This is a genomic window from Pseudomonas sp. G2-4, from assembly GCF_030064125.1.
Classification (GTDB): domain Bacteria; phylum Pseudomonadota; class Gammaproteobacteria; order Pseudomonadales; family Pseudomonadaceae; genus Aquipseudomonas.
This window is the reverse complement of record NZ_CP125957.1, coordinates 3,543,880-3,568,838: the sequence shown is the minus strand read 5'-3', so window position 1 is coordinate 3,568,838 and position 24,959 is coordinate 3,543,880. Positions and strand designations below refer to the sequence as shown.

Annotated in this window: 23 protein-coding genes and 2 tRNA genes; 18 read left to right on the top strand and 7 right to left on the bottom strand. The window is 61.7% G+C overall.

Features of this window, described 5'->3' with window-relative positions:
• The first annotated feature begins 112 nt into the window (after positions 1–112).
• Complete coding sequence (locus QNH97_RS15495) at positions 113–1,951, top strand: nitric oxide reductase activation protein NorD (protein ID WP_283552788.1); 1,839 nt, start codon at positions 113–115, stop codon at positions 1,949–1,951.
• Between the two features lie 4 nt (positions 1,952–1,955).
• Here the strand turns inward: QNH97_RS15495 and QNH97_RS15490 are convergent, their stop codons facing one another.
• The gene (locus QNH97_RS15490; RefSeq protein ID WP_283552787.1) at positions 1,956–2,156 is read right to left on the bottom strand and encodes a protein DnrP; all 201 of its coding nucleotides are present in this window, start codon (positions 2,154–2,156) and stop codon (positions 1,956–1,958) included.
• Positions 2,153–2,836, bottom strand: coding sequence for a Crp/Fnr family transcriptional regulator (locus QNH97_RS15485; RefSeq protein WP_283552786.1), 684 nt, complete (start codon positions 2,834–2,836; stop codon positions 2,153–2,155). Before QNH97_RS15485 ends, QNH97_RS15490 begins: the two co-directional genes overlap by 4 nt.
• A 564-nt stretch (positions 2,837–3,400) precedes the next feature.
• Between QNH97_RS15485 and QNH97_RS15480 the strand changes: the two genes are divergently transcribed.
• Both QNH97_RS15480 and QNH97_RS15475 read left to right on the top strand, forming a co-directional pair.
• Positions 3,401–4,591: an NnrS family protein gene (locus QNH97_RS15480; RefSeq protein ID WP_283552785.1), complete on the top strand. Its 1,191-nt coding sequence runs from the start codon at positions 3,401–3,403 to the stop codon at positions 4,589–4,591.
• 22 nt (positions 4,592–4,613) lie between these two features.
• Positions 4,614–5,054 (top strand): hypothetical protein, encoded by a 441-nt coding sequence (locus QNH97_RS15475; RefSeq protein ID WP_283552784.1) that lies wholly within the window; start codon positions 4,614–4,616, stop codon positions 5,052–5,054.
• A 135-nt stretch (positions 5,055–5,189) separates the two neighbouring features.
• Here the strand turns inward: QNH97_RS15475 and ytfE are convergent, their stop codons facing one another.
• A complete protein-coding gene (gene ytfE / locus QNH97_RS15470; protein WP_283552783.1) occupies positions 5,190–5,867 on the bottom strand; it encodes an iron-sulfur cluster repair protein YtfE in 678 nt (225 codons plus the stop codon).
• A gap of 160 nt (positions 5,868–6,027) precedes the next feature.
• Between ytfE and norR the strand changes: the two genes are divergently transcribed.
• The 11 genes from norR to nudC all read left to right on the top strand — a co-directional run bounded on the left by norR (position 6,028) and on the right by nudC (position 21,356).
• A complete protein-coding gene (gene norR, locus QNH97_RS15465) occupies positions 6,028–7,560 on the top strand; it encodes a nitric oxide reductase transcriptional regulator NorR (protein ID WP_283552782.1) in 1,533 nt (510 codons plus the stop codon).
• A 120-nt stretch (positions 7,561–7,680) separates the two neighbouring features.
• Entirely contained in the window at positions 7,681–8,178 is a 498-nt protein-coding gene (locus QNH97_RS15460) for a GNAT family N-acetyltransferase (RefSeq protein WP_283552781.1), read from the top strand.
• 98 nt (positions 8,179–8,276) lie between these two features.
• On the top strand, positions 8,277–8,771 hold the full coding sequence (locus QNH97_RS15455; RefSeq protein WP_283552780.1) for a hypothetical protein: 495 nt from the start codon (positions 8,277–8,279) through the stop codon (positions 8,769–8,771).
• Between the two features lie 92 nt (positions 8,772–8,863).
• The gene (locus tag QNH97_RS15450; RefSeq protein ID WP_283552779.1) at positions 8,864–9,535 is read left to right on the top strand and encodes a DUF3313 domain-containing protein; all 672 of its coding nucleotides are present in this window, start codon (positions 8,864–8,866) and stop codon (positions 9,533–9,535) included.
• A 147-nt stretch (positions 9,536–9,682) separates the two neighbouring features.
• Entirely contained in the window at positions 9,683–10,183 is a 501-nt protein-coding gene (tpx, locus tag QNH97_RS15445) for a thiol peroxidase (protein ID WP_025213808.1), read from the top strand.
• A gap of 177 nt (positions 10,184–10,360) precedes the next feature.
• Positions 10,361–11,674 carry an MdtA/MuxA family multidrug efflux RND transporter periplasmic adaptor subunit gene (locus QNH97_RS15440; RefSeq protein WP_283552778.1) on the top strand — a complete coding sequence of 438 codons (1,314 nt, stop codon included), beginning with the start codon at positions 10,361–10,363 and terminating at the stop codon, positions 11,672–11,674.
• Positions 11,671–14,766: an MdtB/MuxB family multidrug efflux RND transporter permease subunit gene (locus QNH97_RS15435; protein WP_283552777.1), complete on the top strand. Its 3,096-nt coding sequence runs from the start codon at positions 11,671–11,673 to the stop codon at positions 14,764–14,766. Before QNH97_RS15440 ends, QNH97_RS15435 begins: the two co-directional genes overlap by 4 nt.
• Before the next feature lie 178 nt (positions 14,767–14,944).
• Positions 14,945–18,049: an efflux RND transporter permease subunit gene (locus QNH97_RS15430; protein WP_283552776.1), complete on the top strand. Its 3,105-nt coding sequence runs from the start codon at positions 14,945–14,947 to the stop codon at positions 18,047–18,049.
• The gene (locus QNH97_RS15425) at positions 18,046–19,521 is read left to right on the top strand and encodes an efflux transporter outer membrane subunit (RefSeq protein WP_283552775.1); all 1,476 of its coding nucleotides are present in this window, start codon (positions 18,046–18,048) and stop codon (positions 19,519–19,521) included. Before QNH97_RS15430 ends, QNH97_RS15425 begins: the two co-directional genes overlap by 4 nt.
• A gap of 185 nt (positions 19,522–19,706) precedes the next feature.
• Positions 19,707–20,519: a crotonase/enoyl-CoA hydratase family protein gene (locus QNH97_RS15420; protein ID WP_283552774.1), complete on the top strand. Its 813-nt coding sequence runs from the start codon at positions 19,707–19,709 to the stop codon at positions 20,517–20,519.
• Between the two features lie 6 nt (positions 20,520–20,525).
• Complete coding sequence (nudC, locus tag QNH97_RS15415; protein ID WP_283552773.1) at positions 20,526–21,356, top strand: NAD(+) diphosphatase; 831 nt, start codon at positions 20,526–20,528, stop codon at positions 21,354–21,356.
• On the opposite strand, the gene QNH97_RS15410 is transcribed toward nudC, so the two are convergent.
• The gene (locus QNH97_RS15410) at positions 21,324–22,103 is read right to left on the bottom strand and encodes a TSUP family transporter (protein ID WP_283552772.1); all 780 of its coding nucleotides are present in this window, start codon (positions 22,101–22,103) and stop codon (positions 21,324–21,326) included. The two genes, nudC and QNH97_RS15410, sit on opposite strands and share 33 nt — an antisense overlap.
• Before the next feature lie 385 nt (positions 22,104–22,488).
• Here QNH97_RS15410 and QNH97_RS15405 point away from each other — a divergent pair.
• Both QNH97_RS15405 and QNH97_RS15400 read left to right on the top strand, forming a co-directional pair.
• A tRNA-Cys gene (locus tag QNH97_RS15405) sits at positions 22,489–22,562 on the top strand.
• Positions 22,563–22,757: 195 nt separating this feature from the next.
• Positions 22,758–22,844 (top strand) — tRNA-Leu (locus QNH97_RS15400).
• A gap of 79 nt (positions 22,845–22,923) precedes the next feature.
• On the opposite strand, the gene QNH97_RS15395 is transcribed toward QNH97_RS15400, so the two are convergent.
• Positions 22,924–23,286, bottom strand: a complete 363-nt coding sequence (locus QNH97_RS15395; RefSeq protein ID WP_283552771.1) for an NUDIX hydrolase — start codon at positions 23,284–23,286, stop codon at positions 22,924–22,926.
• Positions 23,287–23,579: 293 nt separating this feature from the next.
• On the opposite strand from QNH97_RS15395, the gene QNH97_RS15390 reads away from it, so the two are divergent.
• Positions 23,580–23,777: a hypothetical protein gene (locus QNH97_RS15390; protein ID WP_283552770.1), complete on the top strand. Its 198-nt coding sequence runs from the start codon at positions 23,580–23,582 to the stop codon at positions 23,775–23,777.
• A 61-nt stretch (positions 23,778–23,838) separates the two neighbouring features.
• Positions 23,839–24,066, top strand: a complete 228-nt coding sequence (locus QNH97_RS15385) for a PLD nuclease N-terminal domain-containing protein (RefSeq protein ID WP_025213790.1) — start codon at positions 23,839–23,841, stop codon at positions 24,064–24,066.
• A gap of 27 nt (positions 24,067–24,093) precedes the next feature.
• Here the strand turns inward: QNH97_RS15385 and QNH97_RS15380 are convergent, their stop codons facing one another.
• Entirely contained in the window at positions 24,094–24,519 is a 426-nt protein-coding gene (locus tag QNH97_RS15380; protein WP_283552769.1) for a hypothetical protein, read from the bottom strand.
• Positions 24,520–24,642: 123 nt separating this feature from the next.
• A complete protein-coding gene (locus QNH97_RS15375) occupies positions 24,643–24,873 on the bottom strand; it encodes a hypothetical protein (protein WP_123344260.1) in 231 nt (76 codons plus the stop codon).
• Between the last annotated feature and the right edge of the window lie 86 nt (positions 24,874–24,959).

Here is a 24,959-nt window from a genome sequence, read left to right as displayed (position 1 = left end):
CAGCAGACCCCCTTTTTTGTGGGCGCTGCGCACCCAAGCGGGAGCAAGCTCCCTCGCCACAAAAGCGGTGTGAGCCAGTCCCTTCAGTGCAACGGCTTAAGAGGAGATAAGCATGGCATTCACCCTAGAGCTGGAAGAGTGGGTCGGCAGTGTCTGGCACCGTTTCATCACCCGCCGCGCCAGTGTGGATTTTCCCGAAGCACGGGTGGAGCTGATCGCTCGGCAACGTTCCCTTCAAGTGCTGTTTCACGCCACGGGAGGTTCTCGCCAGTTGGGTGTGGAGGCGGTCAGCGATCGTGAGCTGTTGCTGCGTCGCAACCTGTTGCAGCAGATCGCCGGCACCTGCAAGCAAGTGCCCCTGGCCTGTTGCGATGGCGATAACCTGCGTCTGCCGGCGAGCCTGGCGGCGTTCCCCGATGTCGGTCTGAACGAAGAGTTGTATCGCTGGCTCGCGTTGCTGGCCGCGCAATCGGGACCGATGAAGCATTGGGGGCGGGACAATCAGCGCTGGACCCAAGCGGTGCTGGAGCGCTACCCGGCGCTGCGTCCTCGCTACCGGCGACTGGTGGACGCGCATCTGTCCCTGCGCCCCGACCCGGCCACGCTCAACCCCGCCGAAGGCGCCCTCGAACGCGCGCTGTGCCAAGCCCTGCGCGCGCCAGGCAGCGTCGAGCAGTTTCCCCGCAGTGAGCGGGCGGCCTGGCCGTTGCCGTTGTGGCTATACCCACCCCAGCATCTGGCCAATCCCCAGGCGGCCAACCTTGAAGAGTCCGAGCAATACCTGGCGACGCCGCCGGGTGAGCAACAGGGCGGTCGCAAACGCGCCGAGCGCATCGATGACAGCAACCGTGACGGTGGATTGTTGATCGTGCGCCTGGAGAATCTGTTCAGCTGGACCGAACACGTGGACCTGGATCGTTGGGCGGACGACAGCGAAGATCCCGACGCCGCCCGCGTCGCCGACGACCTGGACCAATTGACCCTGTCACGCACTCGCTTGCGCAAGGGCGGCGGCCTGAAGCTGCACCTTGACCTGCCGCCGGCCGATGTTGATGACATTCCCCTGGGCGAGGGCATGCGGTTGCCCGAATGGGACTACCGCAAACAACGGCTTCTAGACGATTTCGTCAGCCTGCAGACCTTCACCCCTCGCGATTGCCAGCCCCAGCCACTGCCGGCACGCCTGCGCAGTTCGGCCCAGCGCTTGCGTCGCCAGTTCGAGCACCTGCGCAACGATCGACAGTGGCTGCGCCATCAAACCCAGGGTTCGGAACTGGACCTGCAAGCCTGGCTGGATTTCCACGTCGAACGCCAGCACGGCCAGTGCAGCGAACGCGGTCTGTTCATGGAGCAACGCCAGACCCGCCGCGACCTGGCGTGCCTGCTGCTGGCCGATCTGTCGATGTCCACCGACGCCCACCTCAACGACGAGCATCGGGTGATCGATGTGATCCGCGACAGCCTGTTGCTGTTCGGTGAAACCCTCTCGGTGCTGGGGGACGATTTCGCCTTGTACGGGTTTTCCTCGCTGCGGCGCCAGCAGGTGCGGATGCATGAACTCAAGGCTTTCGACCAACGCTACGACGACTACACCCGGGGCCGCATCCAGGGACTCAAGCCCGGTTACTACACGCGCATGGGCGCGGCGATCCGCCAGGCCACGCAACGGTTGGCTGGCTGCAAGCGGCGGCGCAAATTGTTGTTGCTGCTCAGCGATGGCAAGCCCAATGACCTGGACCTTTACGAAGGGCGCTACGGCGTGGAGGACACCCGCCAGGCGGTGCTGGAGGCTCGGCGCCAAGGGTTGACACCGTTCTGTATCACCATCGATCGGGAAGCGGGGGATTACCTGCCGTACATGTTCGGAGCCAATGGCTACACCTTGATTCGCCAGCCCGAGCAACTGCCGCTGCGTCTACCGCAGTTGTACCGACAACTGACTCAGGACTGAGGGTTCAGGCGATGCTGCGAGGCAGCCAGAAAAACATGACGATGCAGAAGATCGTCAGCCCGACGCAGAACCAGGTGAAGCGCCGCAGCCGGCGCTCGCCGGCCTGTGCGGCCTCGGCTGGCAGGGGCATGCCGCACTGACGGCATTCGGTTTCGCTTGCAGGGTTGGCGTGTTGGCAATAAAGGCAGATGGGCTGTGCAGTCATTCGAACTGTTCCAGACGCAGGCGATCGAGAATGGCGATCTGGCGACCATCCTGAGTAATGATTTTTTCATCGATCAGGCGTCGGATGATCCGCGAAAAGGTTTCCGGCTGGATGGACAGGTGCCCGGCGATCAATTGCTTGGCCATCGGCAGTTCGAACTGGCTGTCCACGGTTTGCAGGCGCACCAGTTGCGTCAGCAGGTAGCGCACCACGCGGTGGGTGGCATTTTTCAGCGACAGGGTTTCAATCTCGTTGACCCGCTGGTGCAGACGCACGCAGAGCTTGCCGAGCAGGGCAAAGGTCAACTGGCTGTTGCTGTGCAACAGGCGCATGTAGGTGGCATTGGACAGCCGGTACACCTGGGTCGGGCCGACGGCTTCGGCGGAGGCCACGTAGTTGGGGGTGTCCATCAGCATCATGGCTTCGGCGAAGGTCTGGCGCTCGCCGATCACCTCGAAGACTTTTTCCTGGCCGTCCGGGGTCAGGCGGTAGATTTTCACCGCCCCGGAGATCACGAAATAAAACGCCTGCGCCGGTTCTCCCTGGCGGAACAGCGGGTTCCCCTTGTCAATGTTCAGCAGTTGACTGGTACTCATCAATTCGTCGAGTTGTTCGTCGTTCAATGGCTCGAACAGGTGATGGCTGCGCAGAATCTGGTGATGGACACGGTGGAGCACCATGGCATGAATCCTTGTGGCAAGAAGGTAATCGGCTTCAGACGAGGCTGAGGGACAGGCTGCTGGCCAGCGCCACGACGCAAGAGAGCACTATGAACCAGGTCAGTGGCAGAGCGACGTTTTTCATGGGTTACCTCGGGCTTAAGTCTATGCCCTGCTTGAGCAAGAGACGGGCCATGCCGGCCGTCCTTGTATTTCGAGGGTTGCCGGGAGTTAGGGTATAAATAACCCTGGCGCATTAGGGTTCGAATGACCCTGTCAGGGTGATAAATACCCTGATGCCTGTGGGAGCGAGCTTGCTCGCGATGGCGTCGGATCAGTCAGTATTGAGTTGTCTGACCCACCGTCATCGCGAGCAAGCTCGCTCCCACAGGGGGGAATGGGCTTTTTTGGAGAACTGCACTCGGCGCGGAGCAGTTTCGGCAGGCCCCTTGCAAGTATCTGTCCGGGCAGGTAGTGGGCTTGATCTGAGACAAGGCCTGCCAGCATCGATAGCCGATCATCCGAACCCTGATTTGTCGTACCTCGCTAGCGGGCCAGATCCCCGGTGAGGCAGAGGAGTGGTGTATGCAAGTGCTTGACCGTCGCAAGGCCATGGCCATTTTGCCGCTGTGGCGCCTGGCGTTTCGGCCGTTGTTCTTGGCGGGCTGTGGGTTGGCGCTGGTGGCCGTTCCCCTTTGGCTCCTGGCGTTCACCGGGCGGTTGTCGGCCTGGCAGCCGGCCGGCGGTTGGTTGGGCTGGCATCGCCATGAACTGTTGTTCGGCTTCGGCCTGGCAATAATCGCCGGGTTCCTGCTGACGGCGGTGCAGACCTGGACGGGTACCCCGGGTATCAGCGGCAAGCGCTTGGCGGCGCTGGCGTCATTGTGGTTGGGCGCGCGGTTGGCCTGGTTGGTCGATGCGCCCTGGCCATTGCTGACCGTGCTGGAGCTGGGTTTCGCCCTGGCGGTCGCGGCATTGATGGGCGTGACGTTGTGGCGCGTGCGGCAGAAGCGCAATTATCCCATTGTGTTGGTCCTGCTGCTGTTGGCCGCCGCCGATGCGCTGTCGATGTACGGCCTGGTGCAGCACAACGAGGGCTTGCAACGCCAAAGCGTGCTCACCGGCTTGTGGCTGGTGGCGGCGATGATGGGGTTGATCGGCGGGCGAGTCATTCCATTCTTCACCCAGCGCGGCTTGGGCCGGGTAGAGGGCGTCGCTCCCTGGCCGTGGCTCGATCGCCTGTTGCTGGCGGGGTCGGCGCTGGTGGCGCTGCTCTATGCCTTTGGTCCGGCGCTGTCGGCCAGTGCCTGGGTCGGCCTGTTGTTCGCCGCGTTGGCGGTGGGGCACGGGATTCGACTGGTGCGTTGGCATGATCGGGACTTGTGGCGGGTGCCGCTGCTGTGGTCGCTGCATCTCGCCTACGGCTGGCTGGCGGTGGCGTGCCTGGGTATGGCGCTGTGGCACTTCGGCGTGCCGGTGAATCCGAGCCTCGCGGTGCATGGCCTGACCATCGGCGCCATGGCCGGGTTGATCCTGGCGATGATTGCCCGCGTCAGCCTGGGCCATACCGGACGTCCCCTCGAGCCGCCGGCGGGCATGACCCTGGCCTTCGTCCTGCTGAATCTGGCGTGTGTGAGCCGTGTGCTGTTGGTGCTGGTGTTCCCGTTGGGCGCATTGTGGCTGGCGGGGCTGTGCTGGACGTTGGCGTTCGGCCTTTATGCCTGGCGCTATGGCCCGATGCTGTTGAAGGCCCGGGTGGATGGGCATCCGGGATGAGTCGATGGGGCGGAGGGGGACGATGATGTATGGGGTCTTGCTGGTCACGCACTTGTTGGCTGCCATCGCTTTTATTGGCACGTTGTTTTTCGAGGTTTTCATCTGGCATGCCGCCCGCCGGCCCCTGGCCCAAGGCATCCGGGACGCCGCTGACCAGGCAATCGCCAAGCGCTCGCGGCAGGTGCTGCACGGTGTGGTGCTGTTGCTATACGGCGCCGGCATCGCCCTGGCCTGGCAACATCGCGGCGCATTGAGCCAACCGTTGAGCAACAGCTTCGGGCTGCTGCTGAGCCTGAAGATCCTGTTGGCCCTGAGCATCATCGGGCACTACTTGTGGCTGGCGTACTGGCTCAAGAGCGGCCGGTTGACCCCGGCTCGGGCCTGCTGGTTGCGCCGCAGTATCCTTGGGCACATGGTGTTGATCGTGATGTTGGCCAAGGCGATGTTTTATTGGCAGTTTTAGATGGAACGCTCCATGGCAATCCCTGTGGGAGCGAGCTTGCTCGCGATGGCGTCGGATCAGTCAGTATTGAGTTGTCTGAGCCACCGTCATCGCGAGCAAGCTCGCTCCCACAGGGGGTAATGCAATGTTTGAGGATCAGCGAGCAGTGGGCTTCATCGCATTGACGAACAGCACATTGTTTTCCAGATGAATGTGCTGCATCAGGTCGTCACGAAATTCCACCAGCCCGCGATACAGGGCGCGCCAAGTGTTGCAGGCGTCGGCGGGCGGGGTGATCTGGTCGGTCAGGGCGAGCATGGTTTCCAGGGCTTCACCGTGTTGCTCGTGTTCGTAGCGCAGCACCTGGATCGGCGCCAAGGCCCGTTCGCCCAGGCCCTGTTGCAGCATCGGGAACAGCACCTGTTCTTCCTTGAGCATGTGGCCTTCGAGTTCCTGATACATGTCCTGCAAGTGATCGGTCAGGCCGTTTGGGCAACTGGCCCGCGCGCCATGGACCTGTTCGACGCGACGGGCCAGGCGGATCAGCTCTGGCAGTTGTTCGCGATGGCGGGCGTGGTAGCGTTCCAGGATGTGCGCGATCAACAGCGCCTGGGGCTCGTCGCGCCAGTCATGGCCCAGTTCGCCGGCGGCTTGCAAAGTGCGCAGGGCATCGGCGATCAGCAGTGGGTTCAGGCCTTTGCCCAGGGCCGCTTCGCGCAAGGATTTTTGCCCGCCGCAACAGAAGTCGAGGTTGTAATGATGGAAGGTACGGGTGGCACCGGGAATGTCGCAGGCCAGTTGGCCGAGGCTTTGTTCCAGCAGTTCTAGGCTCATCATGTTTCCTTGGGTTGAATCCCGGGAGGGACAGATGACCCGGACTTTGCAGCCGGCGTGCCAGATTTAACTGGTTGAAAATAAACCAATAATTTTTTACCTGGGTGATTGTCACCCTGGTTGCCAAGGGTCAAACGAACCCTGGAGGGTCTTCATTACCATGCTGCGTGAAAGCCTGGCCGCCGACCTGATCGTCGAGCTGCCCAATGCGGTGCGATTGCAGCGTCTGGTGCAGACCCTGCGCGAATACTTCAACAGCGGCGCCGTGGGGTTGTTGCGCCTGGACGATGACAGCCTCAGGCCCGTGGCGACCGTAGGCCTGGTCCACGAGGCATTGGGCCGTCGATTCGTGATTGCCCAGCACCCACGCCTGGCGGCGATCATGGCTTCGCGCGAACCCACCTGGTTCGAGCCCGACAGTCGCCTGCCGGATCCTTATGACGGCTTGCTCGACGACCACGTCGGCGAGCCGCTACCGGTGCACGACTGCATGGGCGTGAGCCTGTATGTGGAAGGCCGGCTATGGGGCGCGATCACCCTGGATGCGTTGCACGCCGGTACGTTCGACAGCCGCGCCCGAGAGGAGCTCAAGCGCTGCACCTTGCAGATCGAGGCGGCGGTGCGGGTGACTCGACTCGAGCAGGAGAACCGTAGCCTGCGGGCCTCGCGCAGTGACCCGGCGGACCTGCGGCTGCCGGCCGAAGAGGGCGAAATCCTCGGGCGCAGCGAGGGGCTGCAACAGCTGCTCAACGAGCTCGATGTACTGGCCGACTCCGAACTGCCGGTGCTGTTGCTGGGCGAAACCGGGGTGGGCAAGGAGTTGTTCGCCCGGCGTCTGCATCGCTTGTCCCGGCGCGGCCACAAGCCGTTGGTCCAGGTCAATTGCGCGGCGTTGCCGGAGTCCCTGGCCGAAAGCGAGTTGTTCGGTCACGTCAAAGGCGCGTTTTCCGGGGCGACGACCGACCGCGCCGGGCGTTTCGACGCGGCCAATGGCGGCACGCTGTTTCTCGACGAGGTCGGCGAGTTGCCGCTGAGTGTGCAGGCCAAGCTGCTGCGCACCCTGCAAAACGGTGAGATTCAGCGCCTGGGGGCGGACAAGCCGTTGCACGTCGATGTGCGGATCATCGCCGCCACCAACCGGCATCTGCCCGACAGCATTCGCGATGGCCTGTTTCGCGCCGATTTGTACCACCGGCTTTCGGTCTACCCGGTGCCGATCCCTCCGTTGCGCGAGCGCGGCCACGATGTGTTGATGCTGGCCGGGCACTTCCTCGAACTGAACCGCACACGCCTGGGCTTGCGCGGGTTGCGCCTGTCACCGGCGGCCGAACAGGCGCTGCTGGCGTACAGCTGGCCGGGTAATGTGCGGGAACTGGAGCACGTGATCAGTCGTGCTGCGCTGAAACAACTCAGCCGGGGCGCCAGTCGCAGCCTGATCATGACCCTGGAACCGCAGGTGCTGGATCTGGATGTCAATGCCAACACCTCCATGACGCACGCGCTGCTCGAGGCGCCTCCGGAAGCGCTCGATACACCGTCCCAGCCCTTGAGCGAAGCGGTCGATGGTTGCCAGCGGCAGGCGATCCTCAAGGCCCTGGAACGCTGCGGGCAGAACTGGGCGGGGGCGGCGCGGTTGTTGGAGGTTGACCCGAGCAACCTGCATAAGCTGGCGCGGCGGTTGGGGCTCAAGTAGCGGTTCACCTGTACGCGGTCCCGCAAGAGAAACGCCGGCTGTCAGGTCGTATGAGCTTATGCCACGTGGGGGCGCGCAGGTTATAGTGCTTGGCCTTGTCACGCTCCAGGGAGGAGCCGCATGCCTGAATCCACGATAACCCTCGCACGCTTTACTGAAGCCCACATCGCCGGTGTCACCGCGCTCTACAACGACCCAGTGGTCACCCGCCAGGTATTGCAGATGCCTTTCCAATCCACTGAGGTCTGGCGCAAGCGCCTGGCAACAGATGACGAACGCCAGGTGAAACTGGTTGCCCTGCACGGGGGCGAAGTGATCGGCAATCTGGGGCTGGAACAGTACACCCGTGTCCGTCGCGCCCATTGCGCAAGTCTGGGCATGGGGGTGGCGCAGGCCTGGCAGGGCAAAGGCGTGGGTTCGATGCTGTTGGCCGCTGCGCTGGACGTGGCGGACAACTGGATGAACCTGCGGCGGGTCGAGTTGACGGTCTACGCCGACAACGAAGCCGCCATCGGACTGTATCGAAAGTTCGGCTTCGAAACCGAAGGCCTGATGCGCGACTATGCCGTACGTGACGGGCGCTGGGTGGACACCCTGGCCATGGCACGGCTGCGCTGAAGAACCCGTCGCCCGGGCAAAGTGGCTTTTGCATACGTCGGCGTCTTTAACCTGTCATCATCCAGCTTTGCAGTACGGCCTTAATCGAGGAACAGCGCATGGACGATGTACAGCAATTGGGCGAGATGCTTCGTCACTACGCCGACAGCGAGGCGCACAAGAAACAGCAGCACCAGGCCCAGGCGGCGGTGTGGGCAAAACAGATCGAGGCGTTGTACGGGCAAATCGAACAATGGCTGGCGCCCGTCATTGCGCCGAACCTCCTGGAGGTGAAGCGGGAGGCGTATGTGGCTCATGGGCCGAGTGTTCCGGCAGAAACGTCCAGTTTCAAGACTGAAAAACTGACGGTGTCCATTACCGGCAAACCGGTGGAGTTCGTGCCGGATGTGATGGGAGCCGGTGGCCAGATATCCTTGTCGATCATGGGGTTGACCGCCACCCGCTACGGCAGCATCTCGCTGGTTTGCCAGCCACCTTCGTTGCAGTGGCAATGGCGGCGCACCAACGGATTGAAGGACCCGGACACTTTTGCCTTTGACGCCGACTTTCTCGCGCAGCAGTTGCAGAGCCTGATACCGCGCGAACGAGGCTGATGACTTCTTCTGTCCAGCACAGGCAAAAACCTGTCCATTGGCTATACCTGTAATTCGCGCCTCCATCTCGTGTGGCTTACAGGAGTGACAGCATGAAGTTCGCGTCAATGATAGGCTCCGTATGCATTGTCTCGCTCGCCTTGGCGGGTTGCTCCAGCAAGGTCACCCAGCCGGATGAATACTCCGGTTTCCTGGGGGATTACACCCGGCTCAAGGAAGAGAAATCACCGTCGGGTGCCGAGGTGATGCGCTGGGTCGATCCGCAAATTGATCTTGGCAAGTACACCAGCCTTTATATCGAGCCGACACAGCTCTATCCCAAACCGCAGCCGACCGTGAAGATCCCCCAGGCCACCTTGGCCGGCATCACGGGTTATTACGACCAGGCACTCCAGCGAGAAGCGGGAAAGTCCTTGCCCTTGGCAACCAGCCCCGGGCCAGGCGTATTGGTGATGCGCGCCGCCATTACCGCGGTCAGCAGCAAAACTGAAGGCCTGAAGCCTTATGAAGTAGTGCCGATTGCGCTGGTGGCGGCTGCCGTCAGCACCGCCAGCGGCATTCGCGACCAGGAGACCACCCTGGGCACCGAAGCGGTATTTCTCGACGGTGCCAGCAATCAAGTGGTCGCACAGGTGGTGCGCAAGGGCACGGGCAAGCCGTTGTCCAATGAGTCCCAGGTGATGAAACCCGATGATGTCAAAGGCGTGATCGATGGCTGGGCGTCGGATTTGCACCAGTCGTTTCTACAGCTCAAGGCCAGGTAGGCCCGGTGATACCTGTAGGAGGCCTTCGGCTGCGCCTACAGGCGGCACCCAAGCCATGACTTTTTATGTCCGACCATAGGTCGTTCGGCGATTTCATGGTTAACTCCGCCCTCGACCATTTTCAAACCTGTCAGAAGGAATCCGTTCATGGCTACAGTCACGCTCAAAGGCAATCCGGTTCAAGTCAACGGCCAATTGCCACAAGCCGGTTCCAAGGCGCCAGCCTTTTCCCTGGTGGCCGGCAATCTGTCCGACGTTACCCTGGCGAGCCTCGCCGGCAAGCGCAAAGTGCTGAACATCTTCCCAAGCGTCGATACCCCGACCTGCGCCACCTCCGTGCGCAAGTTCAACGCCCAGGCCAACGAACTGAACAACACTGTGGTGCTGTGCATCTCCGCCGACCTGCCATTCGCACAGGCGCGTTTCTGCGGTGCCGAAGGCCTGGAAAACGTCCAGAACCTGTCGACCCTGCGCGGTCGTGAGTTCATCGAAAACTACGGCGTTGCCATCGCCGATGGTCCGCTGGCAGGCCTGACGGCACGTGCCGTGGTGGTGCTGGATGAAAACGACACTGTGCTGCACAGCGAGCTGGTCAAGGAAATCGCGGAAGAGCCGAACTACGACGCTGCGCTCGCCGTCCTGAAGTAACGCATTTATTACAATTGTTAACGGCCTGGCCCCTTCCAGGCCGTTTTTATTTGTGCTTCAAGGCTTTAGCCGACTCTGCGATGCGTAAGCCCAAGGTAAATTGCCGGTAAAGGCGCTTTGCTAAATACCCGCCAGTGCTTATCGTTCAGCCTCCTGTAAAAGAAGCCCACGCGCCCAATGGTTGATCACTCCATGCAATCCTCTGTTTCCCGTCATTCCCGTCGCTGGCTGTTCGGTCTGCTCATCGTATTGGTCGTCGCGCTACTGGCCTGGAAGTTCTGGCCCGCAGGCCCGGACAAGTCCGGAGCAGAGCATAAAGCCGCGGCTGGCCACATGGGGCGCTCGGGCGGCATGCGGCCTGGGTTTGGCGGCGCAGCGGGGGCGATTCCGGTTCGGGTGGCGCCAGCGGTCACCGGGGATTTCCCGCTGTATTACAAGGCGCTTGGCACGGTCACGGCCCTTAATACCATCAACGTGCGCAGCCGCGTGGGCGGTGAACTGATCAAGATCGCTTTTGAAGAAGGGCAGATGGTCAAGGCCGGGGACCTGCTGGCCGAGATCGATCCACGTCCGTACCAGAACGCTTTGCTCCAGGCCGAAGGCACGCTGTTGCAGAACCAGGCCCAACTGAAGAATGCCCAGGTGGACCTTGAGCGCTATCGCGGCTTGTATGCCGAGGACAGCATTGCCAAGCAGACGCTCGACACTGCGGCTGCGCTGGTGGGCCAGTACCAGGGCACGGTGAAGACCAACCAGGCGGCGGTCAACGACGCCAAGCTCAACCTCGAATTCACCAAGATCCGTGCACCGATTTCCGGGCGGGTAGGCCTGCGGCAACTGGACGTTGGCAATCTGGTGGCGGCCAATGACACTGCAGCCCTGGCAGTCATCACCCAGACCCAACCCATCAGCGTCGTGTTCACCCTGCCGGAAAACAACCTCGACACTGTGCTCGCTCGCTACCGCAGCGGGGCGAAACTGCCGGTCGAAGCCTGGGACCGTGGCGATGTGAAACTCCAGGCCAGCGGTGTGCTGCAGAGCCTGGACAACCAGATCGACATCACCACCGGCACCCTGAAATTCAAGGCCCGCTACGATAACCGCGACCAGTCGCTGTTCCCCAACCAGTTCGTCAATGTCCATCTACTGGCCGACACCCTCAAGGGCGTGGTCCTGGCGCCGACGGCGGCCATTCAGTTCGGCACCAACGGCACCTTCGTCTATGCGCTGGAAGGGGATAAGAAAGTCACCATCAGGAAGTTGAAGATCGGTGCCAACGACGGTGAAAACACCGTGGTCACCGAAGGCCTGGCGGCGGGTGATCGAGTCGTGCTTGAAGGCACTGATCGCTTGAAGGAGGGCAGCGAAGTGGAAGTGGTCAACGACAGCCAGGACGTGCCCACCACACCGACCGAGCACCTGCAAGGCAAAACCGCGGCGACCCCGACTGAACCGGCTGCGGCCGACAAGGCGAAAAAGGGCGGCGCATGAATTTCTCGCGGCTGTTCATCCTTCGCCCGGTCGCCACCACCCTGAGCATGCTGGCCATCGTCCTGGCCGGCCTGATCGCCTATCGGTTGTTGCCGGTATCGGCATTGCCCCAGGTCGATTACCCGACCATCCGCGTGATGACCCTGTACCCGGGCGCCAGCCCCGATGTCATGACCAGCGCGGTGACCGCCCCGCTGGAACGGCAGTTCGGGCAGATGCCAGGCCTGACGCAGATGGCGTCCACCAGTTCTGGTGGCGCATCGGTGATTACCCTGCGCTTCAATCTCGACATCAACATGGATGTTGCCGAGCAGCAGGTACAGGCGGCGATCAACGCGGCCACCAATCTGCTGCCCAATGACCTGCCGGCACCGCCGGTGTACAACAAGGTCAACCCGGCCGACACCCCGGTGCTGACCCTGGCGATCACTTCCAAGACCATGCTGCTGCCCAAGCTCAACGACTTGGTGGACACCCGCATGGCGCAGAAAATCGCCCAGATCAGCGGCGTCGGCATGGTCACCATCGCCGGTGGCCAGCGCCAGGCCGTGCGGATCAAGGTCAACCCCGAGGCCCTGGCGGCCAACGGCTTGAACCTGGCGGATGTGCGCACGCTGGTCGGCGCCTCCAACGTCAACCAGCCCAAGGGCAACTTCGACGGCCCGACCCGGGTCTCGATGCTCGACGCCAATGACCAGTTGACCTCGCCCAAAGACTACGCCGAACTGATCCTGGCCTACGCCAACGGCGCGCCGTTGCGCCTCAAGGACGTCGCGCAGATCGTCGACGGCGCCGAAAACGAACGCCTTGCCGCCTGGGCCAATGAAAACCAGGCCGTGCTGCTGAACATCCAGCGCCAGCCCGGGGCCAACGTCATCGAGGTGGTGGACCGGATCAAGGCCCTGCTGCCGAGCATCACCGACAACCTGCCGGCCGGCCTGGACGTCACGGTGCTGACTGATCGTACCCAGACCATCCGCGCTTCGGTCACCGACGTGCAACATGAATTGCTGATCGCCATCGTCCTGGTGGTCATGGTGACGTTCCTGTTCCTGCGCCGTGTCAGCGCCACCATCATTCCCTCGGTGGCCGTGCCGCTGTCGCTGATCGGCACGTTCGGCGTCATGTACCTGGCCGGGTTTTCCATCAACAACCTGACCCTGATGGCCCTGACTATCGCTACCGGTTTCGTGGTGGACGATGCCATTGTCATGCTGGAGAACATCGCCCGTTATATCGAGGAGGGCGACAGCCCGTTGCAGGCCGCGCTCAAGGGCGCGAAGCAGATCGGCTTCACGCTGATTTCCCTGACGCTGTCGCTGATTGCGGTGTTGATCCCGCTGCTGTTCATGGCGGACGTGGTGGGGCGGCTGTTCCGCGAGTTCGCCATCACCCTGGCGGTGGCGATCCTGATTTCCCTGGTGGTGTCCCTGACGCTGACGCCGATGATGTGCGCCCGATTGCTCAAGCGTGAGCCCAAGGAAGCAGAGCAGGGCCGTTTCTACCGCGCCAGCGGGGCCTGGATCGACTGGCTCATCGCCGCCTACGGGCGCAAGTTGCAGTGGGTGCTCAAGCATCAGCCGCTGACCCTACTGGTGGCCGTGGGCAGCCTGGTACTGACGGTGGTGTTGTACCTGGCCGTGCCCAAGGGCTTTTTTCCGGTGCAGGACACCGGAGTGATCCAAGGCATTTCCGAGGCGCCGCAATCGATTTCCTTTGCGGCCATGAGCGAGCGCCAGCAGCAACTGGCCAAGGTGATCCTCGCTGACCCGGCGGTGGAGAGCCTATCGTCCTACATCGGCGTCGATGGCGACAACGCCACGCTCAACAGCGGGCGGCTGCTGATCAACCTCAAGCCCCACAGCGAACGGGATGACAGTGCCACCGAGATCATTACCCGTTTGCAGCCACAGTTGGATCGCCTGGTGGGCATCCGTCTGTTCATGCAGCCGGTGCAGGACCTGACCATTGAAGACCGCGTCAGCCGAACGCAGTACCAATTCAGCCTGTCCTCGCCGGACGCCGAGTTGCTCAGCCTCTGGAGCGGGCGCCTTGTCGAAGCCCTGAGCCACCAGCCGGAACTGACTGACGTCGCCAGCGATTTGCAGGACAAGGGCCTGCAGGTCTACCTGGTGATCGACCGCGATGCCGCCTCGCGCCTGGGCGTATCCGTCTCGAACATCACCGATGCGCTGTATGACGCTTTTGGCCAGCGACAGATTTCCACCATCTACACCCAGGCCAGCCAGTATCGCGTGGTATTGCAGGCCCAGGCCGGGGAGCGGATCGGGCCGCAGGCGCTGGACCAGATTCACGTCAAGACCACCGACGGCGGTCAGGTCCGGCTGTCGAGCCTGGCCCGTGTCGAAGAGCGTCAGGCCCAACTGGCGATCGCTCACATCGGTCAGTTTCCGGCGGTGATGATGTCGTTCAACCTCGCGCCGGGCGTGGCCCTCGGCCATGCAGTGGAGGCGATTGAAAAGGTCCAGCAGGACATCGGCATGCCGGTGGGCGTGCAGACCGAGTTCCAGGGCGCAGCCCAGGCGTTCCAGGCGTCGCTGTCGAGTACCTTGCTGCTGGTCCTGGCGGCGGTGGTGACCATGTACATCGTCCTGGGCGTTTTGTATGAGAGCTATATCCACCCGATCACCATTCTCTCCACATTACCTTCGGCGGCCATCGGCGCCTTGCTGGCATTGATCCTCAGCGGCAATGACTTGGGCATGATCGCGATCATCGGCATCATCCTGCTGATCGGCATCGTCAAGAAGAACGCGATCATGATGATCGACTTCGCCCTCGACGCCGAACGCAACCAGGGCCTGGACCCGCAGACGGCGATCTACCAGGCCGCGCTGCTGCGCTTCCGGCCGATCCTGATGACCACCCTGGCAGCCTTGTTCGGAGCCGTGCCACTGATGCTCGCCACCGGTTCCGGCGCCGAACTGCGCCAGCCCCTGGGCCTGGTGATGGTGGGTGGGCTGTTGGTGAGCCAGGTGCTGACGTTGTTCACCACGCCGGTGATCTACCTGTACTTCGATCGCTTGGGACGCCGCTTTGCCAAGCCTGATGGGAAAGAGGTGGGGGTATGACAGCAACGCCCGACAACCTGGGCAGAACGGGCTTCCTGTGGCGAGGGAGCTTGCTCCCGCTGGGCTGCGCAGCAGCCCCTTTTGTGAGCGCTGCGCACTCAAGCGGGAGCAAGCTCCCTCGTCACAAAAGCCCGGCGACTTCTCTCGGCCTTTGGTCTGAAGTCTGGAGCGGTTGCTGATGAACCTCTCCGGCCCCTTCATCCGCCGCCCCGTAGCAACCATGCTCCTGAGCTTCGCCATCATGCTGCTCGGCGGCGTGTGCTTCGGCCTGCTGCCGGTTTCACCGCTGCCGCAGATGGATTTCCCGGTGATCGTGGTCCAGGCCAACTTGCCAGGGGCCAGCCCCGAGGTGATGGCTTCGACGGTGGCGACCCCGCTGGAACGCTCCTTCGGCGCCATCGCCGGGGTCAACACCATGAGCAGTCGCTCCAGCCAGGGTTCTACCCGCGTCATCCTGCAGTTTGACCTGGACCGTGATATCAACGGCGCTGCCCGGGAAGTGCAGGCCGCCATCAATGCCTCGCGCAACCTTTTGCCCAGCGGCATGCGCAGCATGCCCACCTACAAGAAGGTCAACCCGTCCCAGGCGCCGATCATGGTGCTGTCGCTGACCTCGGATGTGTTGGAAAAAGGCCAGCTTTACGACCTGGCTTCCACCATCCTGTCCCAGAGCCTGTCCCAGGTCTCGGGTGTCGGCGAGGTGCAGATCGGCGGCAGTTCCCTGCCAGCGGTACGCATCGAGCTGGAACCGCAATTGCTCAACCAATACGGCGTGGCACTGGACGATGTGCGCACCGCCATTGCTGACAGCAACGTACGCCGGCCCAAGGGTTCGGTGGAAGACGACCAGCGCATGTGGCAGGTCCAGGCCAACGACCAGCTGGAGAAAGCCAAGGATTACGAAACCCTCATCATCCGTTACCAGGACGGCTCGGTGCTGCGGCTCAAGGACGTGGCGAAGGTCACCGACAGCGTCGAGGACCGCTACAACAGCGGCTTCTTCAATAACGATGCGGCCGTGTTGCTGGTGATCAACCGCCAGGCCGGGGCCAATATCATCGAGACGGTCAACGAGATCAAGGCCCAGTTGCCAGCGTTGCAGGCTGTACTGCCGGCCAGCGTCAAGCTGAACCTGGCCATGGATCGCTCGCCAGTGATCAAGGCCACCTTGCACGAAGCGGAAATGACCCTGCTGATTGCCGTGGCCCTGGTGGTGCTGGTGGTGTTCCTGTTCCTCGGCAACTTCCGCGCTTCGCTGATCCCGACCCTGGCGGTGCCGGTGTCGCTGGTGGGCACCTTCGCGGTGATGTACCTCTACGGCTTTTCCCTGAATAACCTCTCGTTGATGGCGCTGATCCTCGCCACCGGTTTGGTGGTGGATGATGCCATCGTGGTGCTGGAGAACATCTCCCGGCACATCGACGAAGGCGTACCGCCGATGAAGGCGGCTTACCTGGGCGCCGAAGAGGTGGGCTTTACGTTGCTGTCGATGAACGTCTCGCTGGTGGCGGTGTTCCTGTCGATCCTGTTCATGGGCGGGATCATCGAGAGCCTGTTCCGGGAATTTTCCATCACCCTGGCGGCGTCCATCGTGGTCTCGCTGGTGGTCTCGCTGACCCTCACGCCAATGCTCTGCGCCCGTTGGCTCAAGCCCCACGTGCCTGGGCAGGAGAACCGCTTGCAGCGCTGGAGCCAGGATCTCAACGAGCGGATGGTTCGTGGTTATGCCACCAGCCTGGATTGGGTGCTGCGCCATCGGCGCCTGACCTTGCTGAGCCTGTTGGTGACCATCGGGGTGAACGTCGCGTTGTACGTGGTGGTGCCGAAAACCTTCATGCCGCAGCAGGACACCGGCCAACTGATCGGTTTCGTGCGCGGCGACGATGGGCTGTCGTTCAACGTGATGCAACCGAAGATGGAAATCTTCCGCCGCGCCGTGCTCAAGGATGAGGCGGTGGAGAGCGTCGCCGGCTTCATCGGTGGCAACAACGGCACCAACAACGCCTTCATGCTGGTGCGCCTCAAACCGATCAAGGAGCGCGGGATTTCCGCGCAGAAAGTCATTGAACGCCTGCGCAAGGAAATGCCCAAGGTCCCCGGTGGCCAACTGATGCTCATGGCCGATCAGGACCTGCAGTTTGGCGGTGGCCGCGAGCAGACCACTTCGCAATATTCCTACATCCTCCAGAGCGGCGACCTGGCCTCCCTGCGCACGTGGTATCCCAAGGTGGTGGCCGCCTTCCGTGCCTTGCCGGAACTGACCGCCATCGACGCCCGTGACGGTGGCGGCGCCCAGCAGGTGACGCTGGTGGTGGACCGCGACCAGGCCAAGCGCCTGGGCATCGACATGGATATGGTCACCGCCGTGCTGAACAACGCCTACAGTCAGCGGCAGATTTCCACCATCTACGATAGCCTCAACCAATATCAGGTGGTGATGGAGGTCAACCCCAAGTATGCCCAGGACCCCAAGACCCTCGAACAGGTCCAGGTGATTACCGCCGACGGGGCGCGGGTGCCGCTGTCGGCCATTGCCCATTATGAAAACAGCCTGGAGGACGACCGGGTCAGCCATGAGGGCCAGTTCGCTTCCGAGGGCATCTCCTTCGACATGACCGAAGGCGTGACGGTGGAGCAGGGCACCGCCGCCATCGAACGGGCCATCGCCAAGCTCGGCTTGCCCGAGGATGTCATCGCCAAAATGGCCGGTACCGCCGATGCGTTCGCCGCCACCCAGAAGAGCCAGCCGTTCATGATCCTCGGGGCATTGCTGGCGGTGTACCTGGTGCTCGGTGTGCTGTACGAAAGCTACATTCATCCGCTGACCATCCTGTCCACCTTGCCGTCGGCCGGGGTCGGTGCGTTGCTGTCGATCTACGCGCTGGGCGGTGAGTTCAGCCTGATTTCCCTGTTGGGGTTGTTCCTGTTGATTGGCGTGGTGAAGAAAAACGCGATCCTGATGATCGACCTGGCGCTACAACTGGAGCGTGGCGGCCAAACGCCGTTGGAATCGATCCGCAGCGCCTGCCTGCTGCGACTGCGGCCGATCCTGATGACGACCGTGGCGGCGATCCTTGGCGCCTTGCCGCTATTGCTGGGCGCCGCCGAAGGTTCGGAAATGCGCCAGCCGCTGGGCCTGACCATCATCGGCGGGCTGGTGTTCAGCCAGGTCCTGACCCTTTACACCACCCCGGTGGTTTACCTTTATCTTGACAACCTGCGCCATCGCTTCAACCGCTGGCGCGGCGTGCGCACTGATGCTGCCCTGGAAACTCCGCTATGACCGATCGTTCGCTTTCCAACCTTGCCTCTGCGCTGATCACCGCTCGTGGTTCGCGGGCGCTGAGCCTGGCGTTGTGCGTGGCGCTGCTTAGCGCCTGCGCCATCGGCCCGGACTATCAGCGCCCGCCAGCCGCCGCACCGGTGCAGTACAAGGAGGCCCAGGGCTGGCGCCAGGCCAACCCCAGTGACGCCTTGGCCCGTGGTGCCTGGTGGGAACTGTACGGTGATGCGCAGCTCAATGGCCTGGTCGACCAGCTCAACACCTCCAACCAGACCGTGGCCCAGGCCGAAGCCCAGTACCGTCAGGCCCGGGCGCTGGTGCGCAGTGCCCGGGGCGCCTTCTTCCCAACGGTGGACCTGACCGTCGGCAAGAACCGCTCCAGCCAGGGCACCGGCAGCAGCAGTTCGAGCCTGAGCAGTTCCTCCAGCGGCATTCGCGACACCTACAGTGCCCAGGCGGGTGTCAGTTGGGAGGCGGACGTCTGGGGCAAGCTGCGTCGAACCCTGGAAGCCGATGAGGCCAGCGCGCAAGCGAGTTTCGCCGACCTGGCCGCGATGCGCCTGAGCCAGCAATCGGAGCTGGTGCAGAACTACCTGCAATTACGGGTGATCGATGAACAGAAGCGCCTGTTGCAGACCACCGTGGACAACTATCAGCGTTCGCTGAAGATGACCGAAAACCAGTACCGCGCGGGTGTGTCCGGCAAGGATGCGGTGGCCCAGGCCCAAAACCAGCTCAAGACCACCCAGGGCGACCTGATCGACCTGATCTGGCAGCGGGCCCAGTTCGAAAACGCTATCGCCGTGCTGATGGGCCTGCCGCCGGCCGAGTTCAACCTGGCTGAAACCCAGGACATCCCGTCGCTGCCGCAGATCCCGGTGGCGCTGCCGTCGCAACTGCTCGAACGCCGGCCGGACATCGCCTCGGCGGAACGCTCGGTGATGGCCGCCAATGCCAACATCGGTGTGGCCAAGGCCGCTTATTACCCGGACTTGACCCTGAGCCTGAGCGGCGGCTACAGCAGCAGTACCTACGATAATTGGGTCAGCGTGCCGAACCGCTTCTGGTCGGTGGGGCCGCAACTGGCGATGACGCTGTTCGATGGCGGCCAGCGTTCGGCGGAAGTCGACCGCTCTGTCGCCGCCTACGACCAGACCGTCGCCACCTATCGCCAGACCGTGCTCGACGGTTTTCGCGAGGTGGAAAACTACATGATCCAGCTCAAGGTGCTGGAAGACGAAGCCCGCGTGCGCCAGGAAGCTCTCGATGCCGCTCGTGAGTCCCTGCGCCTGACCCAGAATCAGTACAAGGCCGGGTTGATTGCTTACCTCGATGTGGTCACGGTCCAGGCCACCGCCCTGAGCAACGAACGCAGCATGCTGAGCTTGCAACAGAGCCGATTGATTGCCAGCGTGCAGTTGATAGCGGCGCTGGGCGGTGGTTGGGATGGGCAGCTAAAGGCGGATGAATAAGCAGGAGCGAAGCAGGACCTTGTGGCGAGGGGATAAATCCCCTCGCCACAGATAAATCCCCTTATGCAGGTTCGCCTTTGTTTGGTCGGCAGGCAGTCCCGCTTTTGGCCGATGCACTGTCTACGACCTGTCGTGCTGACTTGCTATAGTTCAGGCCTCTTTTCAGCCGGTAAAGGATCACTGCCATGTCGCAATATCAAGCGTTCACCGTCGAGCTTGCCGACAACATCGCCCATGTGCAGATCAATCGCCCGGAAAAGATCAACGCGATGAACGCCGCGTTCTGGAGCGAGATCATCGAGATTTTCCAGTGGATCGACGACACCGACGCCGTGCGAGTGGTGGTGCTCAGCGGTGCCGGCAAGCATTTTTCCTCCGGCATCGACCTGATGATGCTGGCGGGGGTGGCCAATGAACTGGGCAAGGACGTCGGCCGCAACGCACGCCTGTTGCGGCGCAAGATCCTGCAACTGCAAGCCTCGTTCAATGCCGTGGACAACTGCCGCAAACCCGTGCTCGCCGCGATCCAGGGCTATTGCCTGGGTGGGGCTATCGACCTGGTTTCAGCCTGCGACATGCGCTACGCAGCCGAAGACGCCCAGTTCTCCATCAAGGAAATCGATATCGGCATGGCCGCCGATGTTGGCACATTGCAACGCTTGCCCCGGATCATCGGGGACGGCATGCTGCGTGAACTCGCTTATACGGGGCGCACCTTCGGTGCCGACGAAGCGCGCAGCATCGGCTTGGTCAATCGTGTCTACAGTGATGCCGCCAGCCTGCTCGACGGCGTGATGGGCATCGCCCGGGACATCGCCGCGAAGTCGCCGATTGCCGTGACCGGCACCAAGGCAATGATCAGCTACATGCGCGACCACCGCATCGACGACGGGCTGGAATACGTCGCCACGTGGAACGCCGCCATGCTGCAATCGCCCGACCTGCGCGTGGCCATGGCCGCCCATATGAGCAAACAGAAACCCGAATTTCTGGATTGACTGACCATGATTTCACGCTGGACCACCGCAGTACTCGATACCGATCTTCCTGGCGGCTGGGCCGTGGCCCGCAGCCCCGAAGGCTTTCTGTTCGACGACAACGGCGCGCTGTTCCCCCGCGATTGGCTCAAGCGCCAGGACTTGTCGATTCTCGCCGAACACGGCATCGGCCATCTGGATGGCGAGCCGGTCTACCTGCTGGAACTGCACAGTCCCTTGGACATCCCCGGTTGCAACTGGAAAGGCCTGCGGGCCTTCATGCTCGAGGGCGACCACACGCTGTACAAAGTGCTGGGCTACGCGGCGCAGATCGGCACTTGGGCCCGGGAGCATCGTTTCTGCGGCAGTTGCGGCAAGCGCATGGGCCAGATTCCGCTGGAGCGGGCGATGTACTGCGATGCCTGCGACTTACGGCATTACCCGCGGATTTCGCCGAGCATGATTGTGCTGATTACCCGCGGCGATGAAGTCCTGCTGGCCCGTTCGCCGCGTTTCGTCACAGGTGTCTACAGCACCCTGGCCGGCTTTGCCGAGCCGGGCGAGTCGGCGGAGGATTGCCTGATTCGCGAGGTGCGCGAAGAAGTCAGCATCGAGGTGAAGAACATCCAGTACATGGGCAGCCAGTGCTGGCCGTTCCCCCATTCGATGATGCTGGGCTTTCACGCCGAATACGCCAGTGGCGACATCGTGCCCCAGGAAGATGAAATCGAGGACGCGCAGTGGTTCAACGTCCACGACCTGCCGCCCCTGCCGGCCTCGCGTTCCATCGCCCGTTACCTGATCGACCTCTATGTGGCGCGGCGTCTAGGCCACGCTGAACCAGTGCTGCCAGGCTAGGCGTACGGTCAGGCCCAGCACCACGGTGATGAACACCGGCCGGATGAACTTGGCACCGCCGCTGATGGCGGTGCGGGCACCAAAGAACGCGCCGACCATCACCGACAGGCCCATGCTCAGGCCAATGATCCAATCCACCTGCCCCGAAAAGATGAACACCGACAGCGCCGCAATGTTGCTGACGAAGTTCATGCTACGGGCCACGCCACTGGCCTTGACCAGGTCGATGGGGTAGAGCAGCAGGCTGCTGACGGTCCAGAACGCACCCGTGCCTGGGCCGGCCACGCCGTCATAGAAACCCAGGCTGAAGCCCTGGGTCGATTGCCAGGTCTTCTTGATCGGTGCGTCGCTGTCCAGCGGCGCCTTGGGCGTGCCACCGAACAGCAGGTAGAGGCCGCAGGCGAAGACGATCACCGGCAGCATCTTGTTCAGCCATTCGGCCGGCAAGTAATGGGCGACGACTGCGCCAGTCAGGGCACCCACCAGCGTGCCAACGATGGCGTGGGTCCATTGCCGGGGATGGAACAGCTTGCGCTTGTAGAAGGTGAAGCTGGCCGTGGCCGAGCCGAAGGTCGAACTGAGCTTGTTGGTGCCCAGGACCAGATGGGGCGGCAGGCCGGCCGTCAGCAGGGCGGGCGTGGTCAGCAGGCCGCCCCCTCCGGCAATGGCATCGATGAAACCGGCAATGAACGCGACAACGGCAAGGATAGCGAGGGTGGTGAGGTCAACGCTGAGTTCAAAAGGCATGGAATGGGCTTATTCGGCAGGTCGCAGAAGGGCTGCGGGAAGGCCGGTATGTTACCCATAATGGCGGTGGGCTGCGACTGCCCCTTAGTTCGCTCCTCCTAGGCACCTGAATTTCCCCCGTGGCGAGGGAGCTTGCTCCCGCTGGGCTGCGCAGCAGCCCTAAACCAGCCACCTGCAATGTTCAGACTGAGGCTAGTCAAGGGACAATTTTTTTTGAAATCAAGGGGTTGTCAGCCTAGGCAAATGAGTACATAATTGCGCCCATCGAACGCGCTGAGACGTAAAAAATCTCAATGTTTTCAAGGGGATAGCGCTTACTAAGAGTCCTGTTTCCTGATCAGGTTTGTACGCGGTTGATGTGGCTGCATTGCATCAAGCGTCTTGAGGCCGAATAGCAAAATGGTTATGCAGTGGATTGCAAATCCACCTACGCCGGTTCGATTCCGACTTCGGCCTCCACTTTAAAATAGCTCCGTAGATCTTTGATTTACGGAGCTTTTTTATTTTAGAAGCGCTGCAAGGTTTTGTCTTGAAAAGGACTGGGGCCTTCTTGCTTCGGCGGGGAGGGATGTATATATTCCTCCCTCTGCTGCACCCGGCTGGATCCGGCAAACCCGACGTTTGCCCACTTCCAGACGGCTTGACCGCGCTACCGCCCGAATGGCGAAACTGGTAGACGCATGGGACTTAAAATCCCCCGCTCGTAAGGGCGTGCCGGTTCGATTCCGGCTTCGGGCACCATACGAAACAAAGGGTTGCATGAGATATCTCATGCAACCCTTTTTGTTGCGCTTCTTTTTTTTCGGCGCTACCGCCAGGCTCACAACCGCCGCCGAAACGCCTCAAGAATCTCCCGCGTCCCTCTTTTCATCTGCAGCTGCGCAATGGCGTCCAGTGGATGCCAAAGGCAATCGCTGATTTCATTCTGTGGCCTGGCCGCCGTTGAGTCGCTGACCGAGGCTTCGAATACGTGGTGTTCGGTTTCACCGTCATGGATTCGCATCAGGTAGAGCAGATTTTCGACGTCCAGGCCGGTTTCTTCCGCCAGTTCTCTAATGGCTGCTCCGGCGTGGGTTTCACCGCGCTCAACGGAACCGCCAGGTAATGCCCAGCGGCTCTTGGCTTTGCGAACCAGGAGGATATGGCGATTCTCCTCGCAGATGACGGTCGCTCGAATTTTCATAAGCCTTGCTCGATCAGTGACTGTCATATAATTGCAATATAACTGCAATATTTGAGCCCGGCATCACCCGCGCGTTCAAATAACAGTTTTTCGGTAGCCCTATCAATACGACCGTGGCGGGACGGGAATGACTGAGTTCATTTCAAGCCTCATGACGGCTGCCAGGCCCTGCATCAATTCGAGCGCCAGCGCTGTATGCGCTACCGGTCATCGCCTCGAATGAATCAGATTCAAAAAAATGAATCCATGTCTCATTGGGTGGATGGCCAGCCCCGGGCAGTGGGGAGAGAGAGATGACCACCGTTGAAGACTTCAAAATCAAATCCCATGAGCTTCTCGTGGAGCTCGATGCGGCGACATCAGAGATGATGACGCTTATTTGTGTTCATCAAATGACCGGAGCGGCCTGGGAAGAGGCGGTTCAGCGTCAACACGAAGCCTATGAGCAGTGGGTAGCTCATCTGAATGATGGCGCGCCCGCCAGGACGTAAATTCTTTGAACAGTCCCTGAGCGTTCATGCCTAATCCTTAGACCGACAAGAGGATAAGGCCATGTCTGAATTAGCCAGTTATTTCTGGATCGCTGTTGCGGTGCTTTTGCTGCTGGTGGATCTGTGGGCAATCATCAGCGTCTTTCGAAGCGACAAGTCGGCAGGGACCAAGGCCGGTTGGGCCTTGCTGCTGATAATCCTGCCCGTGTTGGGCTTGATCATCTGGGGGGTGGCCGGGCCTCGAGGCATCAAGGAAGGCCCGTCATCGCCGGAACACAGCAAGGGCTGACAGCAGGAGAGTGCATGGATCGCGAGATCACTGGTTCTTCCAGCGGCCGCCGGTGGTTTCGCAGTCCTTTTGTGCCTGGCCCAAGTCCTCGGCACTATAGTAGTACTGGGTGACTTGCGCATTGTCAGGAATGTTGGCGGACCCGCCCGTGCGGTCCTTGCTGGTCGAGCGCGGATTGGCCAGGGCTTCTTGCGTCAGTCTGGCTTGGCACGTGGCCACATACCCCTCGTCGCAGCGCTCCACTTTACGCTTCTGGGTGCTTACTGTTCCCTTGCTCTCATTGCTGCAGGACCAGTCCAAGGTCTCGGCGGGCATGCCGTTGTATTCATAGCAGCTGTGGGATTCAATCGCCGGTACAGACGGACTCTGGGAGCGCGTGATGACATCACAACCTTGCGCCATGACGGTGGCCGGGCTGGTGCAGGCAATCAACAGCAGGACTTTGGCATTCATGATGGGTTCTCCCTTTCGCGGTTCTTTACGCCGATACATATCAATATCGAGGCGCAAAGAACGCCCTCGTTCCATCGGTTTTCCAACCGGTAGAGTTCAGGGGAACGTGTCTGCCGCAAAGCGTTAGCGGAATTTGGGTAATGGCCGCTCAACAGGCTTGAGCGAGGTCAATGCGCTCTGGATCGACGGAGCATCTTTGTCGATGTCGTTCAGCCGGTCGCGGATGCGCAGCGCGGTGGGATGTCCGCCCTGGTGATCGACCCAGTCGGCGATTTCCTTGCAGGCGGCCGTGAGCCTGGCCTGGCGCGATTCCAGTAAAGTGAGCAGCGTGGTGATGGACTCTTTTTCGGACATGTCACACCTCCATTCAGGGTTGATGAGGCAGCACTAAGCCCGCGAGATGCGGGTTTATGGTGTTATACAAGCGTAGTTGAGTTATT